Origin of the sequence: Marinobacterium lacunae (genome assembly GCF_000705555.1) — a bacterium.
Taxonomy (GTDB): domain Bacteria; phylum Pseudomonadota; class Gammaproteobacteria; order Pseudomonadales; family Balneatricaceae; genus Marinobacterium_D; species Marinobacterium_D lacunae.
In genome coordinates, this window is record NZ_JMQN01000023.1 from 25643 (window position 1) to 42744 (window position 17102).

General features: G+C 59.8%; 19 protein-coding genes. 3 read left to right on the forward strand and 16 right to left on the reverse strand.

The features are described 5' to 3' along the window. Positions 1-60: 60 nt before the first annotated feature. The 12 genes from ADIMK_RS09485 to ADIMK_RS09540 form a co-directional block, all read right to left on the reverse strand. Positions 61-972 carry a flavin reductase gene (locus ADIMK_RS09485; RefSeq protein ID WP_036186896.1) on the reverse strand — a complete coding sequence of 304 codons (912 nt, stop codon included), beginning with the start codon at positions 970-972 and terminating at the stop codon, positions 61-63. Between the two features lie 87 nt (positions 973-1059). Continuing rightward, positions 1060-1983 (reverse strand): catechol 2,3-dioxygenase, encoded by a 924-nt coding sequence (locus tag ADIMK_RS09490; RefSeq protein ID WP_036186897.1) that lies wholly within the window; start codon positions 1981-1983, stop codon positions 1060-1062. Positions 1984-2053: 70 nt separating this feature from the next. Beyond that, on the reverse strand, positions 2054-3370 hold the full coding sequence (locus ADIMK_RS09495) for a TRAP transporter large permease (RefSeq protein ID WP_036186898.1): 1317 nt from the start codon (positions 3368-3370) through the stop codon (positions 2054-2056). Further along, positions 3370-3891: a TRAP transporter small permease gene (locus tag ADIMK_RS09500; RefSeq protein WP_051692808.1), complete on the reverse strand. Its 522-nt coding sequence runs from the start codon at positions 3889-3891 to the stop codon at positions 3370-3372. The genes ADIMK_RS09495 and ADIMK_RS09500 overlap by 1 nt, the downstream gene beginning before the upstream one ends. Before the next feature lie 10 nt (positions 3892-3901). After that, positions 3902-4930, reverse strand: coding sequence for a TRAP transporter substrate-binding protein (locus ADIMK_RS09505; protein ID WP_036186899.1), 1029 nt, complete (start codon positions 4928-4930; stop codon positions 3902-3904). Positions 4931-4995: 65 nt separating this feature from the next. Then, a complete protein-coding gene (locus ADIMK_RS09510; protein WP_051692810.1) occupies positions 4996-5961 on the reverse strand; it encodes a PDR/VanB family oxidoreductase in 966 nt (321 codons plus the stop codon). A 10-nt stretch (positions 5962-5971) separates the two neighbouring features. Continuing rightward, positions 5972-6727, reverse strand: a complete 756-nt coding sequence (locus ADIMK_RS09515) for an SDR family NAD(P)-dependent oxidoreductase (RefSeq protein WP_036186901.1) — start codon at positions 6725-6727, stop codon at positions 5972-5974. Between the two features lie 12 nt (positions 6728-6739). Next, on the reverse strand, positions 6740-7222 hold the full coding sequence (locus ADIMK_RS09520; RefSeq protein WP_036186902.1) for an aromatic-ring-hydroxylating dioxygenase subunit beta: 483 nt from the start codon (positions 7220-7222) through the stop codon (positions 6740-6742). Positions 7223-7225: 3 nt separating this feature from the next. After that, a complete protein-coding gene (locus tag ADIMK_RS09525; RefSeq protein ID WP_036186904.1) occupies positions 7226-8521 on the reverse strand; it encodes an aromatic ring-hydroxylating oxygenase subunit alpha in 1296 nt (431 codons plus the stop codon). 12 nt (positions 8522-8533) lie between these two features. Next, entirely contained in the window at positions 8534-9085 is a 552-nt protein-coding gene (locus ADIMK_RS09530; RefSeq protein WP_051692812.1) for a nuclear transport factor 2 family protein, read from the reverse strand. Between the two features lie 10 nt (positions 9086-9095). Then, a complete protein-coding gene (locus ADIMK_RS09535) occupies positions 9096-9458 on the reverse strand; it encodes a hypothetical protein (protein ID WP_036186906.1) in 363 nt (120 codons plus the stop codon). A 23-nt stretch (positions 9459-9481) separates the two neighbouring features. Then, positions 9482-10633, reverse strand: a complete 1152-nt coding sequence (locus ADIMK_RS09540) for an acyl-CoA dehydrogenase family protein (protein WP_051692814.1) — start codon at positions 10631-10633, stop codon at positions 9482-9484. Positions 10634-11296: 663 nt separating this feature from the next. Here ADIMK_RS09540 and ADIMK_RS09550 point away from each other — a divergent pair. Then, positions 11297-11776: a MarR family winged helix-turn-helix transcriptional regulator gene (locus ADIMK_RS09550; protein ID WP_036186910.1), complete on the forward strand. Its 480-nt coding sequence runs from the start codon at positions 11297-11299 to the stop codon at positions 11774-11776. Here the strand turns inward: ADIMK_RS09550 and rarD are convergent. The 3 genes from rarD to ADIMK_RS09565 all read right to left on the reverse strand — a co-directional run bounded on the left by rarD (position 11762) and on the right by ADIMK_RS09565 (position 14335). Beyond that, complete coding sequence (gene rarD / locus ADIMK_RS09555; RefSeq protein WP_036186912.1) at positions 11762-12694, reverse strand: EamA family transporter RarD; 933 nt, start codon at positions 12692-12694, stop codon at positions 11762-11764. The two genes, ADIMK_RS09550 and rarD, sit on opposite strands and share 15 nt — an antisense overlap. Positions 12695-12808: 114 nt before the next feature. Further along, on the reverse strand, positions 12809-13441 hold the full coding sequence (locus ADIMK_RS09560) for a DsbA family protein (RefSeq protein ID WP_036186914.1): 633 nt from the start codon (positions 13439-13441) through the stop codon (positions 12809-12811). A 9-nt stretch (positions 13442-13450) separates the two neighbouring features. Further along, a complete protein-coding gene (locus ADIMK_RS09565) occupies positions 13451-14335 on the reverse strand; it encodes an MBL fold metallo-hydrolase (protein WP_036186916.1) in 885 nt (294 codons plus the stop codon). 106 nt (positions 14336-14441) lie between these two features. On the opposite strand from ADIMK_RS09565, the gene ADIMK_RS09570 reads away from it, so the two are divergent. Both ADIMK_RS09570 and hpaR read left to right on the forward strand, forming a co-directional pair. Then, complete coding sequence (locus ADIMK_RS09570) at positions 14442-15365, forward strand: LysR family transcriptional regulator (protein ID WP_036186918.1); 924 nt, start codon at positions 14442-14444, stop codon at positions 15363-15365. Positions 15366-15535: 170 nt separating this feature from the next. Then, entirely contained in the window at positions 15536-15958 is a 423-nt protein-coding gene (hpaR, locus tag ADIMK_RS09575) for a homoprotocatechuate degradation operon regulator HpaR (protein ID WP_036186920.1), read from the forward strand. A gap of 21 nt (positions 15959-15979) precedes the next feature. On the opposite strand, the gene glsB is transcribed toward hpaR, so the two are convergent. Beyond that, on the reverse strand, positions 15980-16981 hold the full coding sequence (gene glsB, locus ADIMK_RS09580; RefSeq protein ID WP_368085828.1) for a glutaminase B: 1002 nt from the start codon (positions 16979-16981) through the stop codon (positions 15980-15982). Positions 16982-17102: the final 121 nt, after the last annotated feature.

Genomic DNA, 17102 nt, shown 5'->3' on the forward strand with positions numbered 1-17102 from the left:
GATCATCCAGGTCGCCAGCGGCGAATGGCACCAACAACATACCGACTGTAACGACTCAGATCAGTGCGCCACCGGCGCTGCCAGTATGCGCAAACACTCTTTCAGTACGTCACGTTGCGATTCGCTCAACCGTCCGAGCACCTGCTGCTCATGCTCGATTGCAAGGCTGCGTACGCGGTCGATCAGTGCACGCCCGTTGTCGCTGAGCGTGGATTCGCTGTCGATCAGCCCCTTGTCCCGCAGCCACTCCAGCGTCTCGCGAAGGCTCGCCACCGGCTGCGACACCTGCTGAGCGATCGCTTCGACCGGCGTGTCCGGCGCATCGGCCAGCACCGACAGCACGCGCCACTCCTCGGCGGTTATCCCCAGACGGGTCAGGGTCGGATAAAAGCTCTCCCGACAGGCCGAGAGCGCCTGATGCATCTGGTAGAGCAGGTAATCATTGAGAAAGCCGCCGGTTACCGGCGGGGTTGGCATGTCGCGAACACCGGGGTGAACCTCGGGCACGGCGTAACGGCCGTTGTGGAAAACCAGCGAGCCGACGTTGTCTTCATAGCCGTAGTCGGTGACTTCACCGACGATGATGAAGTGATCGCCGCCGTCGTAAACGCTCCAGGTGCGGCAGGCAAACCAGGCCGCCGCGCCCGGTACGCGAGGGCAACCGTTGGCATCTTCGAGCATCTCGAGTCCGGCAAACTTGTCGTCGCCGCGTCGGGCAAAACGGTTGGAGATCTCGACCTGATCGTCACGCAACACGTTGATGGTGAAGTAACGGCCCTCAGTAAAGGCCTGCAGGCTGTAGGCGCCCTTGTCGATACTCCAGAGCACGAGTGCCGGTTCGATGGAGACGGAGTTGAAACTGCTGGCAGTCACGCCGATACGCTCACCCCGGTCGTCGGTAGTAGTGATAACGGTCACGCCGGTGGGAAACTTGCCCAACGCACGGCGGAAATCTTTAGCATCGATAGACATGGGGAACCCCGCTTGAACTGCTTGATGGTGATGGCCGCTGGAGAAAACGGCGGGACAGCCCACGGCCCGGTCGTCCCGCCTCAGGCCTCAGGTCAGTACGGACAGGAAGCGCTCGTTCAATACCCGATCGTGGTAGAAGATCGCCTTGCCCAGCTGATCCACATCCCAGGTCACCGGCGGATGGTCGGGATAGTGATAGTCGCCGCCGCAGAACACCTCGTTGCGGTTACCTGAGGGGTCGAAGAAGTAGATGGTCGAGCCGTGGGTAAGGCCGTGACGTGTGGGGCCGATGTCGATGGAGGTATCGGTCATCGAGATCAGGTCCGCCGCGCGCAGCACGCTCTCCCAGGTTTCCAGAAAGAATGAAGCGTGGTGGAACTTGCCGGGTTCCGGATGATCGATGAACGCCACATCATGCGCCTTCATGCTCGCAGTGAGGAACTGCGCCACGCGTGAACCGTCCGGCGTCACCACCTGCTCGGCAAGATCGAAGCCCAGCACGTCGCGGAACAGATCGAGCGTCTTGTCCAGGTTCGTACCGTAGAGCAGGCAGTGGTCAAAACGCTGCGCCTGCATCCCCTTGATACCACGCGGCCAGGCTTCCGGATTCTTCTCGCCCACGCCCCACTTGCCTGGCTGTTCCTTGGTCGCGAACAGCTCAAAGGCATGACCGCTCGGCGCGGTGAAACGGACACGACGGCCACAGCCGCTGAGTTCACCCTCGGGGATATTCTCCACTTCGCAGCCAAACGCCTGCAGCTCTTCGCGGCGGGCATTCACCACATCCTCGCTGATGCACTTAAAGCCCATGAAGTCCATGCCTGCGGTGTCGGCTTCGCGCAGCACCACGGAGAACTTGTCCACCTCGGTCCAGCCCTTGAGGTAGACACGCCCCTGGGCGTCACGGTCGGTTTCGATCAGGCCGAGCAGATCGACGTAATGCTTGATCGCTTCATCAAGGTCCAGCACCCGGATCTGCACATGGCCGGGACGCATAATGCCTTTTTTCATTGGAGTGTCCTCTCTTGTTTTTATCGGTTTGCATTCGTTTAGCGCCTGTTCGGGCGCACCTCGTCCTGCCTTAGCCAATGGCGCGGGGCAGCATCAGGGAGAGCGAGGGTACGGTAGCGATCAGCAACAGGCGCAGGATGTCGGCACACCAGAACGGTGTAACGCCCTTGAAGATCGTGGACAGCTTCACGTCGGGCACCACACCTCTGAGCACGAAGACGTTCATGCCCACCGGCGGGGTGATAAGGCTGATCTCGGTGACCACCACCACGAGGATGCCGAACCAGATCAGATCAAAGCCCAGCGCCTCAACCATGGGGTAGAACACCGGCACCGTGAGCAGGATCATCGACATGCTCTCCAGCACACAGCCCAGCAGCAGATACACCCCGATCAGCATCAGGATCACCAGCATCGGGCTTACGCCCTGCGCCAGTACCCAGTCACGCATGATCACCGGCAGCCCTGTCAGGTTGATGAAGTTGGAGAAGATCACCGCACCAATCACCAGGAAGAACAGCATGGCGGTGGTACGCGCCGCATTGCTCAGCGCCCGTCGCGCCATCATGAAATTCAAGCGACCGGAGAACAGTGCGATCAGGAAGGCACCGGATGCACCGATCCCGGCCGCCTCGGTGGGCGTGAATATGCCGGCATAGATACCGCCCATGACGATGATGAATATCAGGTTGATACCCCAGACACCCTTCATCGCCTGCAGGCGCTCACGCCAGCTCGAGCGGGGACCTGCCGGGCCGCTCTGCGGATTGATACGCACCGCAAAGGCCACCGCCGCCATATACATCAGCACACCGATCAGCCCCGGAATCAGCCCGGCGATGAACAGCTTGCCGATATCGCTCTCGGTCATCAGGCCGTAGATCACCAGAATCACGCTCGGCGGAATCAAAATGCCCAGAGTGCCACCGGCCGCGATCGCCCCCGTGGCCAGGCCATCGGAGTAGCGGTATTCACGCATGGAGGGCAGCGCCACCTTGGACATGGTCGCCGCCGTCGCCATGGAGCTGCCGCAGACAGCCGAGAACGCACCGCAGGAGACCACGGTCGCCAATGCCAGGCCGCCCTTGAAGTGTCCCAGAAACGCGTTGGCGGCTCGGTACAACTCCTTCGACATACCCGACTCGGTAATCAGGTTGCCCATCAACAGGAACAGCGGCACCACCGACAGGCCATAGGCAAGACCTGTATCGAACGCCACCGAGGCGATCATGTTGAGCGCCGCATCCAGCCCGCGCGGGTTGCCGTATCCCACCATCTGCATCCAGGCGAACCCGCCGACCCCGACCATGCCCATGGCGATGGCCAGTGGCAGTCGGATCAGGATCAGCACCATCAGCAGCACAAAACCAATCAGACTCGCTTCCATTACGCCTCACCTCCGGCGAGCATCGCGCGCAGGCGACGCAGCATGATCGTCAGTTGAGCCAGTACCGACAGCGATGCGGTCACCGCCATCAGATACGCAAGCCACGCATAGGGAATTTCCAACACCGCGGTGGTGTCTTCGTAGGCCTGCACCTTCATCGCATGACGCCAGAGCATCCAGGCAAACACGCCGAAGGCGAGCAGAGTGACCAGATCGATCAGCACCCGCTGAACCGGTCTGAGCCAGCCACGCACAGCCGAGTCGATCAGGTCCACCTCGATGTGTCCCTGATCGGCGGTGACCAGCGGCAATCCCAGAAAAATCACCGCTGCCAGCATCAACTCGGTCAATTCAAAGGCACCGACCAGTGGCGCGGAAAACAGATAACGTCCCAGTACATCGACCAGCGTCACCGCCATCAGCAGGAACATCATGATCACCGCAACGGAATCCAGCGTCAGACGCAGAACCCGCTCAACCCGGCTTGTGTCATCCGGACCACCACTGAGCGTGAGTTTCATCTCGACCTCCTCAGTTCGCGGCGGTCTGCACCGGCGCGTGGCTCAGCGTGCGGAACGCATCCAGAGCGACCTTACCGTCGATACCCTTGGCCTGAGCCTCCTTGAGCCACTCGGCCTCCATCGGTGCGCTCTTCTCGCGGATCTCAGCAATGAAGGCATCGTCAGCCGTAATGATCTCGTTGCCATTGGCCTTGAGCTGGTTCAGGCCATCGGCATCCACCTGATCCCATACACGACCGGCCAGCCGTGCCAGCGCTTCGCCAGACACGCTGTCGATCGCCTCCTGATCCTGTTTCGAGAGGCTGGCAAAGCGGTCACGGTTCATCACCACGAAGAAGCTGAAGTTATACAAACCACCGGGCACCAGCGTGGTGTAGCGGGTCTTGTCCTCGATATGGAAGGCAGCGACCGATTCCAACGGGAACAGCGTGCCGTCGGCCACGCCGCTGGAGACTAGTTCATAGATGCTCGAAGAGGGTTTTTGCAGCGTAACGGCACCCAGTGCCGAGGCCAGGTCATTCATGATGCCGCCACCGACACGCATCTTGAGCCCCTTGAGATCGGCCGCCGAGTTCACGCTGTGCTTGCTGTTGTGAATCTGGCCCGGACCATGGGTAAACAGGCCGAGCAGTTTGACATCCTTGTGCTCACCGGCCTTGGCCAGATAGTCGTTGTAGACCTTCCAGTACGCGACCGAGGTACGCTCGGCGCTGTCACCGGCGAAGGGAAACTCGACCATCTTGTACAGCGCGAAGCGGCCCGGCGTGTAGCCCTGTGCTCCATAGGTGATATCGGCCTGACCGTCGCGGGCGATATCGTAGTGCATCTTGGGATGGCCCAGTGCAGAGGGCAGAATCACGATCTTGACCCGGCCTTCGGTGGCGCGCTCCACATTGGCAGCCCAGGGCTGCATTACATCCTTGACCAGCGGATGCCCCGCCGGCAGCCAGGACGACATTGTCAAACGCGTTTCAGCCTGAGCGCCCATCGCCAGCAGCGCCAGTACAGCAGAACATGTCAGTGAGATCAGCTTGTTCATTTTCACTCTCCCGTTTATTGTCGTTATGCAGTGCTATGAAGCGCCCACGTCGGCGACGGCTGGCTTCAGATATCGATAACCAGACGCGCACTTTTTGCCCGTGAGCAACACAGTGCGATCTGGTCGTTGTCCTCTTTCTCCTCCTCGGTCAGGAAGTGGTCACGGTGATCCGGCGTACCCTCGAGCACATCGCAGATACAGGTGCCGCACACGCCTTCCTCGCACGACATCTGCACCTTCACCCCCGCCGCTTTCAGCGCCGTCGCGATGCTTTCATTCGGGCCGACCTGCACGGTCACGCCACTGGTTTCAGCAAACACCTCAAACGCCTCGCCGCTGATATCGACCTCGGCGCTGAAGTATTCGAAGTGGATCTGCGCATCCGGCAGGCCCGCAGCCTTGCTCTGCTCGATCACCCAGTCCATGAAGCCGCCGGGGCCACACACGTACACGTGGCTACCCTGCACTGCGTCTTGGCACAGGGCTTTCGGGTCGATGCGTGCGGCATCGCCGGCATCGTCAAAGTGCAGCACCAGTTGCTCGCCGAACTCACGCTTGAGCTCAGCGAGAAACGCCGCCTTGCTCTCGCTGCGGCTACAGTAGTGCAGCTCGAACGAGCGCCCGGCTGCCTTCAGCGCATAGGCCATGGCGATCATCGGCGTGATGCCGATACCGCCGCCGATCAGCAGGCTGTGCGAGGCCGCCAATTCCAGTGGGAAATGGTTGCGCGGTGCGCTGATGGTCAGTTCGGCACCGGTTTCAAGTTCTGCGTGGATCCGTTTCGAGCCGCCGCGGGAATTGGGGTCGTTGAGAATTCCCAACCGATACACGCCCTCCCCCGGCGCATTGCTCAGGGAGTACTGACGAATGGTGTCGTCATCCAGAATCACGTCGATGTGCGCACCCGCCTGGAAGGGGGGCAGCGCAGAACCATCCGCAGCGGACAGCTCAAACAACGCGATGTCGTCGGTCTGATTCTCACGGCGGGTCACCGTCGCGCGGATCAGGGTTTCATTGATACTGCTAGTCATTGGCATTACCTCAGCGCATGAATAGGCCGCCGTTGATGTCCCAGGTGGTACCGGTCGCGAAGTAGGCTTCGGGCCGAGCCAGCTGAACCACCATGTCGCCGATAAAGTCGGCATCGCCGAGCTGCCCCGCCGGAATTGCAGACAGCAGCGTCGGCAGACGCTCCTCGGGAACCAGCGCCTTGACCATCGGGGAATCGATCGGGCCGGGGGCGATGGCGTTAACGGTTACGCCCCGTGACGCCAGCTCCTTGGCAAATACCTTGGTCAGGGTCAGGATCCCGCCCTTGGACGCGGCATAGTGGGCACCGGTGGAGGTGCCCCCGTTCTGCCCGGCCAGCGAGGCCATGTTGATAATGCGGCCGTAGCCCTGTCCGGCCATGTACCCGCCGATCACCTGACAGCCGGCGAAGGTGCCGCCCAGATTGATGCCGACCACCTCGTTGAACTCCTGCAGGTCGATCTCCATCACCGGTGTTGCACGGGTCACGGCAGCGTTGTTCACCAGCACTTGAAGCTCACCCCAGCGATCGACCACGGCAGCCAGTGCCGCCTCAAAGTCCGTCCGGTGGGCCACATCAAGCGACACCGCCATGGCAGTGCCGCCGCTGGCGTCCAGCGCACGGGCAGCGCGTTGCGCCGCCTCGCCGTCGATATCGCTGATCGCAACCTTGAAACCCGCCGCATGCAGACGCTGGGCGATATGTTGGCCCAGTCCCTGGGCCGCGCCGGTGACCAGCGCAATCTGTGTGTGTGTTGGGTTACCCATGGCCGTCGCTCCTTAGAAGATGAAGCTGACGGTGCGCAGGAAGCCGTCGGCGTGGAGCAGTTTGACCACCTTCTGTTCCAGCTTGAGGCCCTCGGCGGTCGGCTTCAGGGTGTACTCCACATTGGCCGGATAGGTCACCAGCTTGCCGTGGCGCAGCTCGTTCAGGGTCATCGCACAGCGTGCGATCACCAGGTCGTCACCGGCTTCGAGGATGCGCACTCGGGATACCATGCGCACCGTGGATCCGACGGAGATGGCCGATACCGACTCACCGTTTTCCAGCCGGGCGACACGCATGCGGCGCATGTCGGCGTCGTCCAGCGCCAGGTTCAGGGTATTCAGGTAGTCGGTCTCGTTGAGGTCCGTCGGCACGATGTAGAGACCGCTGTCGGTCCACAGCGAAAGCCACTCCTGGTACGCCTTGTGATCGAGCAGGTCCGCTTCATAGCCGATGAACTCGGTGACCTGCGCCAGCAGTTGGGTATTGGATTTCATCGCTTATTTCTCCTCTGCCGCGGCCATCATCTTTTTGTACTGCTGGTAGGCACCGCGCATGCCGGTTTCCGAGCACACAGCGCCCTGCGGGTTGCCATCTTCTGAGGTGCGCAGCTTGCTCATGCCGCGATTGACCAGAATCCAGCCATCGGTGCCGGCCATGGAACCCTTCTGCACGCGCTCCCAGGCCTCGCCGTCATCCGGGGTACCGAAGCCCATCGGGCCCTGAAAATGTTCGTGCAGACGCATCCGCTTGTGGTTGAACGCATCCGGTGCGCCGTCACCGCCAAGGGCCACGTGCTGAATTTCGGTTTCACCGACGGAGACCGGGCGCAGCACACGGAAGAACGCCATGGAGCAGGAAACGTTGGGGAACAGGTTGAGGTTGAAGCCGGTACCGTGCGCGGCACGCACCAGTTTTTTCACCTCGTTTTCTGATTTGCCTTCGTCGCGCAGTGCCTGCGCCAGCGCCGAGAAACGCTCCGGGATCGGCTGGTCGAGATCGGCTTCCAGATCCACCAGTTGCGGAATCATCACCATCACGCTGTGACCGTTGCCCAGGTCTTCTACGAAGCCCTCGCCGTCGAGGAAGTCGAAGATGTCGGCGGTGGCCTCGTCCAGCGAGGAGACGAACGACTTGTGCACAATCGGGAAGTGGTAGGCGTCGGTAGTGTTCTCGAGCTGGATCTTCCAGTTACCGGGGAAATTGAAGCGGTGCTCGCCCAGTACTTTTACCGGGTAACCGCCACCCTGTTTCATGAACAGGTCGATCCACTTTTTCGCCCCGCCCAGGAAATCTTCCAGCGGTTCGATATCGTTATTGAAGGTGGCGAACACCATGCCCTGATAACTCTCGGCCCTCAGGCTTTCCAGCGGCATCTCGCTCTTGTCGAAAACGCCGTCGTACTCTTCAGGCTTGGGCAGTGCACGCAGACTGCCGTCCAGACCATACCCCCAACCGTGGTAGGGGCAGGTGAACGCCTTGGTCTTGCCCTTGCGCGCCTCGCAGACGGTGGCGCCACGGTGGCGACAGCGGTTCTGCAGCACGTGCAGATTCATCTTGCGATCACGGCTGAGGATCACCGGCTGGCGACCGATGTAGGCGGTCTTGAAGCTGCCCGCTTCCGGTACTTCACTCTCGTGGCCGACAAACACCCAGGTGTTGTTGAACACCAGATCCAGCTCCTCCTCGAAGATCTCGGGGTTGGAGTACAGCTCTTTCTTCACCCGGCCCTTCTCCACATCCACCATATCGGCGGCCTGCAGGCCGATGTTTTTCATATCGATCAACTGGCTCATTGTCGTTCTCTCTTATTCGTTCTCTCCGGCGCCGAGGCCGGTCATCTGTTCTTCGGGCACCGGCAGCGGCTGCGGGTTGTCCCAGGGGCTCTGCACAGGGCGATTGAAGCGGCTGGTGGTGCAGAAGTGGGCGATCTTCCAGCGCCCCTGCTCACACCTGAACCGCACATCCAGCAGTGCACTGCTCAGCTGTGAGCGGCCGTCGGCGAAGGTGGCGGTTTGCAACAGCACCCAGCTGCCCTCAGCCTCGGTATCGCTCTGCACCTGCACCCGTTCGGAGGTCAGGAAGTGCACATTGAGGGCGAAATGCGCAGGTGGCAGGGTGTACTTCTCGAACATCGCCCGCACCGCCTCGCGCCCCTCGCGCCGACCGAACGTCGCGGCATAGCGCTTGCCCTTGCCCTCCCAGATCGCGTCTTCAGTAAACAGCGCCATGAGCGGCCCCAGGTCGAAACCCTCGTCGAGGTAGTCGCACAGCTGCATGTACTGATGCAGACAGGCACTGACCTCGCGCGCCGCCTCAAGCCTGAATACCCGCAGCTTCAACTGTTCCAGTTCGCTCATGGAAACGGCCTCAGGCACGCTGCACGATCAGTTCGCGGCCGATGCGCGCTTCCACCTTGGCGTAGCGCCACAGCTTGTAGGGTCCCGCGCCCACTTCGGTGGTGCGGAACAGGTTGCAGCAGGCGGTGACCCGGTCGTAGTCCGCCACGTCGGCGAGCAGATAGGTGGTCCAGGGGTAGCCGCTGGAGGGGCCGACCATGCTCTGGTCGTCGTCCATATTGCCGATCACCTCGACCCCTTCCATGTCGTGGATGCCGTTCCACATCTGGCCAAATGCGGCCCATACATCGAGCTGTTCGTCACGCGGTGCATCCATGAAGTTCTGGTTGATGCCCATGCAGAACAGGACGCGCAGTGGTTTGTTATTGCTCATGCTGTTTATCTCCGTGGATTCAGTTACAGATAGCCGGGCAGCGGCTCATGACCGAAGAACATGGCGCCGGCATTCTTGAAGGTGATCGCGCCCATGAAGGCATGCTGGGTCGCCAGCATGGCATCCCGCGCTACACGGCATAGCGGGTGGTCGGTGTAAGCACTGGTCATACCCGCCAACTCATATGCGGTGCGCACCACGGCGGCACACTCATGGGTCAGGTGGCTGGTGGAGAGGCGCAGCAGATTGGTCTGCTCGCGGCTTGGCTCGCCACCGGCCAATACGGCATTCCAGGCCTCGTCGGTGGCGTCGTAGAAGAACGCACGCGCGGAGCGGTAGCGCGCTTCCGCCTTGCCCACCTCGATCTGCACGTACTCACGCTCACCGAGGTTGGGGGCACCGGTCACCGACTTGCGACCGGCGGCCATGCCCTGAATCACATCCAGCGCTTCGCGTGCCAGACCCGCCGTGGTAACAGAGAGCACCTGGGAGGCAAAAGAGAGCGAGGGATAGCGGAAGAACGGTGCATCCATGTTCGGTGCGCTGCCACGGACGAATGTCCACTCGTCGGGCACAAACACATCCTCGACAACCAGATCGTGAGAGCCTGTCCCGACCATGCCGATCACATCCCAGTTCGGCTCTATCTTGACCTGTTTGGCAGGCATCACCGCCAGCAGTGGCAGCTTCTGTTCGCCGCCATCCGGCTGGATGCCAACCGCGAGAAGATCCGCCCCCATGCAACCGCTGCTGAATCTCCAGCGTCCGTTGAGGATGTAACCACCCTCGACACGTTTGGCCGGCTGGATCGGGAAGATACCGGCGGCAAACACGACGTTGGGGCCCTGTGCCCAAACCTTGTCGATGGTCTGCGGCGGCAGCGATGCCAGGTAGGCGGGGTTCATGCCGAAGCTTGCGATCCAGCCGGCAGAACCGTCGGCTGCCGAGATCGCCTCGACCATCTGCAGGAACTCTTTCGGGGAGCGTTCATCACCGCCAAGTGTCTTGGGCACCATGGAGCGATAGACACCTATCTCCTTGAAGGACTCGATAATGTCCTGCGAGATATGCTTCTGTTTCTCGAATTCGTCGCGGCGCTCGCGCACCTCGGCCAAGAGGGCATCGAAGACTTTCTCTCCGCCCCAAAGGGATTTATCGATCTGATGGGCTGGCATCGTACACCGCTCCCTTAATCGTATTTATTGTCATGCCGGAGCTGTTTCCGGCGAGGAAGTTTTGTGTCTTGGACGCTCGTTTTTTCAACATTTTTCGGCAGCTCGGTTCTGTAGAAACACACATGATCAGACTCGCCTATCTCAGGTGTTCGCCAAGGGATGCAACCGCTTGAACAGTTCGTCCGAAGACGCCTTGAGAATTTCACCATTCACTTGAATCGTCAACTAATATGCGAGACAAATTTCCTATGACAGAGGTCAATACAAATTGACGCAGACTATTTTTACAAACATCTAGAAACCAGTAAAAAGGCCTTGATCTCCACAAATATTTGATTATTTTTCATATACTTAAAAACAAACAACCCCCTTATCCGCCATCGCAAAAACCTCGTCATTTCGCTGCTGAAAAAAAATAAATTTCCATTTATGAGATGTTCGATTCCCATAAATAACGACTCAAAACAGGCTATAAAAAAGTGCACAAAACTATGCTTATTGGCATCAAAAACGTGCAGTCCCATGCACTGTTACGGGACATGGCGCCCCCAGCTTGAGCAAAAATCCATGCAGCCTCTGCACGGTAGAGACAAGACACTGTATACTTGACCAATCAACTATTTTTGAACTGAGCCCCGTGCGGAAAACGACGAGAAGGCAGGCATGAGCAAGAGCAGCAAATCCGATATGTACGATCCGCTGGGCGATAATTTCAGACGGCGGGAGTTTCCGTTCTACTGGGTGGCACAGGTGAATGCGTTATACACCCAAGAGATGGAAAGGGTACTGAAGAAGATCGACATGGATCTGCCGCGATGGCGTATTCTGCTGATCCTGAACGAACATCAGCCGCTGAGCGTCTCAGAGATCGCCCAACACGCCGTCGCCAAGCTGCCGACCATCACCAAGATTCTCTATCGCATGCAGGATCAGGGGCTGGTAGAGCTGACAACCTCTGCCAGCGATGGTCGCGTCACACTGGTCACCCTGACCGAAAAAGGCTATGGCAACCTGAACGAGGTCAGGGATTCGGTCAGCAGCATCTTCAAACGCAGTTTCAAAGGCTTTAGCAACTCACAGATCCACCGCACCAATGCACTGCTGGAAAAGCTGTTTAATAACCTGCGCTCACTTCGGGACTGAACGGCCAGACAAGGTACTACCGCCAGATCGCAGCAGCCGCTTTGCCTTGCGCCATTTGTGCAGAGAGTCGAGCGTCATGATCGCAAGCGCGCTCCAGATCAGCCCAAAGGTGATCAGCTTACTCGGGCTCATCGGTTCGTCGTAGACAAACACCGCCAGCAAGAAGATGCCGCTCGGTGAGATGTACTGAAAGAACCCCAGCGCGGTCAGACTGATGCGGTTCGCCGCCGCCGCGAAACACATCAGCGGCACCATGGTGATCGGACCGGCAGCAAACAGCAGCAGATAGGTCACGGCCGTATGCTGAACCGGCTCGCTGCCCGTACCGCTACTGAACAACAGATAGCCCGCTGCAACCGGTAACAACAGGCCGGTTTCCAGCGCCATGCCGGTAAAGCTGTCGACACCGAGCTTCTTGCGCACCAGGCCGTACAATCCGAAGGTGGACGCCAAAACAAGGGCAACCCAGGGCAGACGCCCGAACTGGATCAACTCGAACAGCACGGCGACAACGCATAGTCCGACAGCGAGCGCACGCACTCGATCCAAGCGTTCACGAAAGAACAGCATGCCCAGCAGGATATTGATCAAAGGATTGATGTAATAGCCCAGACTGGCGCTCAGCATCAGGTTGGCATTAACCGCCCAGATAAAGACACCCCAGTTCAATCCGATCAACACCGTGGAGGCGAGCAGCGCCCAACGCGCACGGTTCGAGCGTAGCGCGGCGATCAACATGTGGCGCTTCTTGAGCAGCAGGATCAGACCAAGCGTAATGATGCAGGACCAGATGATACGGTGAGCCAGTATCTCGAGGGCAGGGATATCCTTCATCACCTTGAAGTAAACCGGCGCGATCGCCCACAGAATATAGGCGGTCAGGGCGTAGAAAACGCCGCTTTTGGTGTTTTGGTCCATAGCTGATCTTGAGCTGTGTCAGTGGGAAAGTGGAGCAAGGATACCTGCTTTCCTGTCCGACAAGCCAAGAAAAGATAGACGAGATAAGGGCTGGACAGCGCCAGCCCTGTCAACTCAGCGGGGAAGCAACGTATGCAGGAACTCGGTCCAGCGCTGCGGCTGACCGTAGTAGTTGGAGACCTCGAGCCGACGCAGGCCGCCTTCCGTCTCCAGTAACAGGGTGGGGAAACCACCGCCACCGTTGGCATCCAGCATCCGCCGGGTGTCATCGATATGACCCATGACCGATTCGCTCTGCTGCGCAAAAACACGGCGGAACGCCTCGGCTTCCACGTCCAGGCCAACGGCCAGTTCGACCAGGGTATCGAGTTCGGACACGCTGCGCCCGTCGACATAGTGCGCATGCTGGATCGCCACCTGCATCGCCAGACCGTCTCCGGCCAGCGCCTCGACGGCCCGAATCGCCGTGATCGGCGGCAGTGAATCCATCACCGTCTCCGGATCCTGTATCAGTCCCTTCAGATACGCCTCGCCAAACAGCTGCCCGGTGAGTTGCCCAATGCGACGGTCGCTGGCGACGATATGCTGACGCATCGCCGGTGCGAACCGCTGCCCCCGCATCAATCCACCGCCATGCAGTACCAGTGCGAACCTCTCCAGTGCCTGAACGGCCTGGATAAGGGGCTCCGCTGCGTAGCACCAGCCACACAGCGGGTCATAGATGTAGTGCAGTATCGGTTTACTCACACCACCTCCTTACCACTTCATCTCGCCGGTGCTGACCTTGGCGCCGATATCGAGCGCGATCCCCAGGCCCGCGTTCGGGTAGTGCTGCTTCATCGCCTCGATCAGGTCGGCGGACCCCTGGGCTTTCGCCAGCTCCTGTTCGAAGGTGTTCAGGTAGGTCTTGGTATACTCCACCGCCTCCAGTCCGGTCGGCGCGCCCTCTGCCATATGGCCGGGGATCACGGTCGTCGGCTGCAGTGCCTCGATACCTTCGAGCGTCCGCCCCCAGTCCTGGCGCGCCTCCTTGCTCTGGGTATCCGCCGTCCACAGGTGCAATCCACTGAACACATTGACGCCACCGACCACCGCTTTGATATCGGGAATCCACAGGTAGCCTCGGGGTGACTGGTCACCGTTCGGACCGCTGACGACCAGCTTATGGCCTTCGATGCTCAACCCCTCGGCCGGCAACGGCTCTGGGATCACAGGCGAGTGCGGTGCGTTGGCCCCCAATTTTGGCCCCCAGAAGCCGACCTTTTTCTCGACCGTGTTGCGAATCCACTCAATGGTGGGAGCGCTCGCGTACACCGGCACGTCCGGGAACTCTTCGCGAATCACCTCGGCGCCGAAGTAGTAATCGGGATCGCCGTGGCTGATATAGATCGCTTTCAGCGTCTTGCCGCTGCTGAGGATATTGGCCACCAGCCTGTGCGCATCTGCGCGGGTGAACTGGGTGTCGACCAGCACCGCTTCCGTCTCGCCGCTGATCAGCACCGAATTGGCATGGAAACTGTTAGCGTCAGCGTTGAATACCTGCAGAGACAACGGCTCCGCAGCCTGAACGGCGGTGATGGCCGAGATCGACAGCGCCAGGGTCGCTGCTGCTCCTACGATTTGGGTTTTGAATGCGGTCATCTCACGCTCCTTTTCTGATATCGAATAGATGACGCCACTCTACCCTCTTGATTGGATATGAAATACGCCTAAAAATGTTACTTATTATTTCAATAAGTGAGCAGATATGGATCGTTTGACCGCCATGCAGGTGTTCGCCGAAGTCGCCAAACGGGGCGGTTTCACCGCCGCCGCCGAGCATCTCGATATCAGCCGCGTCAAGGCCACACGCTATGTCAGCGAGCTGGAAAGCTGGCTCGGAACGCGCCTGCTGCAACGCTCCACACGCCGGGTGTCGTTGACCGAAGCGGGCGAGGCCTGTCTGCGCCAGTGCGAGCAGATGCTGGCCCTGACTCAGGATCTGCAGTCAACGGTGGGAAGACGCGACAGTTCGCCGCGCGGACAGTTGCGCATGACCACCAGCATCTCGTTCGGTCAGGCCCATCTGGCCGGCGCCGTGGCCGAGTATCTGCAGCAGTACCCCGATGTGACGGTGGATCTGATGGTGATCGACCGTGCCGTCAACCTGATCGAGGATCGAGTGGACCTGGCGATCCGCACCACCGGCGAACTGGACCCGAACCTGGTGGCCCGACGTATCGCCCCCTGTCGCTCGGTGATCTGTGCCTCGCCGGACTACCTCAAGGCCCGGGGCACTCCCGACCACCCGCAGGCACTAAGGGAACACAACTGCCTTACCTACACCAATTTCGGTCGCAGCGAGTGGCGCTTCAGCAACAGGCAGGGAGAGGAGATCCAGGTGGAGATCAGGGGCAACCTGACCGCCAACGAAGCCTCCATTCTGATGGAGGCCGCGCTTGCCGGCGCCGGTGTGGCGCAGTTGCCCACCTATCTTGCCAACCCGCTGATCGAGCGCGGCGAACTGGTCGAACTGTTGCCGCAATGGAGCCCGCCCGAGTTGGTGATCTGGGGTGTCTATCTATCGCGCCGCCACCTACCCGCCACGGTGCGCACCATGCTCGACTTTCTGGCCGAGCGTTTTCGCGATGCCCAGTGCTGGGAAGACTCAATACACAAGAACCGAATATGACCAGGGCTAGAGGCAGACAGCTGCCCCTAGCCAACGCCCCGTGTGCCGCTTATTATCCGTAAGATTAACTGGACCTTATTTAATATATTAACGACAATTAAAACCCATATCATACTCAGCTATTTGACCCACCTGCCCGCAGATGCGTCCATCGGCACGGTACCGACACTATGCGTAAATTTGACGACTCCATCCCCCTCAAACTCCTGAAAGCACGCGAAGTGACCATGAGCTTTTTCCGCCCGACGCTGCAGGAGATTCCGCTGACCGAGCAGCAATGGCGCGTTATACGTGCGTTGAACGAGTACAAGGAACTGGAATCGAAACAGCTGGCAGACCTGTGCTGCATCCTGAGCCCGAGCCTGACCGGTATTATCAGTCGATTGGAGCAGCAGGGTTATATCCAGCGCCGCAAATCCACTGAAGACCAGCGCCGGGTGCTGATCAGCCTGACCGATCAGGCCAAGGATATGTTCGAGCGGGTCAGCCCCACGCTGGAGGCGCGCTACAAGGCGATGGCCGAGCAGTTCTCGGAAGAGAACATGGAGCAGCTGCACGATCTACTCAGCAAACTGTGCAAGATCAAGCCCTGACGCCCCATCCACTGGGCCTGCTCAGTCAGTACTGACCCGGGCAGGCAGCATCCGGTCGAGCTCATCCGAGAGCAGTTCCAGCGCATATTGTCCCGCTACAGAGTTGCCGTTACCGTCCAGTGCCGGCGACCAGACGCATACCGACAGCCGCCCCGGCACCACGGCCAGAATGCCGCCTCCGACGCCGCTTTTGGCTGGCAGCCCCACACGGTAAGCAAACTCTCCCGCCGCGTCATACATGCCCGATGTAAACATGATCGAGTTGATCTTGCGCGAAAGCTCAGGCTCGATAATCCGCTCATCGGCCATGCGTGAATAGCCCGACGCCGCCAGATAGTTGAACGCAACCGCCAGGTCCACGCAGCTCATGCCTAACGCACAGCAAGCAAAGTAAGCGTACAACACATCATCCACCTCGTTGCCGATGTTGCCGAACGACTTCATCAGATAGGCCATGGCGGCATTGCGCGAGCGGTGCTGCCACTCAGAATCGAGTACCCGCCGGTCGATCAGCACGCTGTTGTTGCCGCTAAGGCGCCTGACCACATCCTGCAGGTACTGAGAGGGAGCCGCGTAGGCGCTCACGAGATGATCGGTCACCACGATGGCACCGGCATTGATAAAGGGGTTACGCGGCTTGCCCCGCTCCACCTCAAGCTGGCTTAGCGAGTTGAACGGCATCCCCGAGGGGTTGAGACCTACACGCTCCCACAGATCGTTACCGAAGATGCGCAGCGACAGGGTCAGCAGAAACACCTTGGAGATACTCTGGATGGAAAAACTGTCCTGGGCATCCCCAGCGGCATAAACCTCGCCATCCGTGGTGCAGATGGCGATACCGAAACGGCTTGGGTCCTGTTCGGCCAGTGCCGGAATATAGTCCGCCACCCGCCCTTGCCCCAAGCGCTCACGGGCGCGCGTATCAATGGATTCGACCCAGTCCTGCAGGGCACGGGCATCGGCTATCGGCCGCGCAGCAACACGCTGTGCGCCACTCAGGTTCTCGTACATCATGAAAGGCATGGGACACTCTGTACTTCATTCGCTCAGGAAGCACGGTTGGAGGTTGACAGCTGATAGATGGAGCAAGCGCCTGCACAAGGCAGGCGCTTGCCGGTGGGATCAGTGATTGAGGATCTGGCTG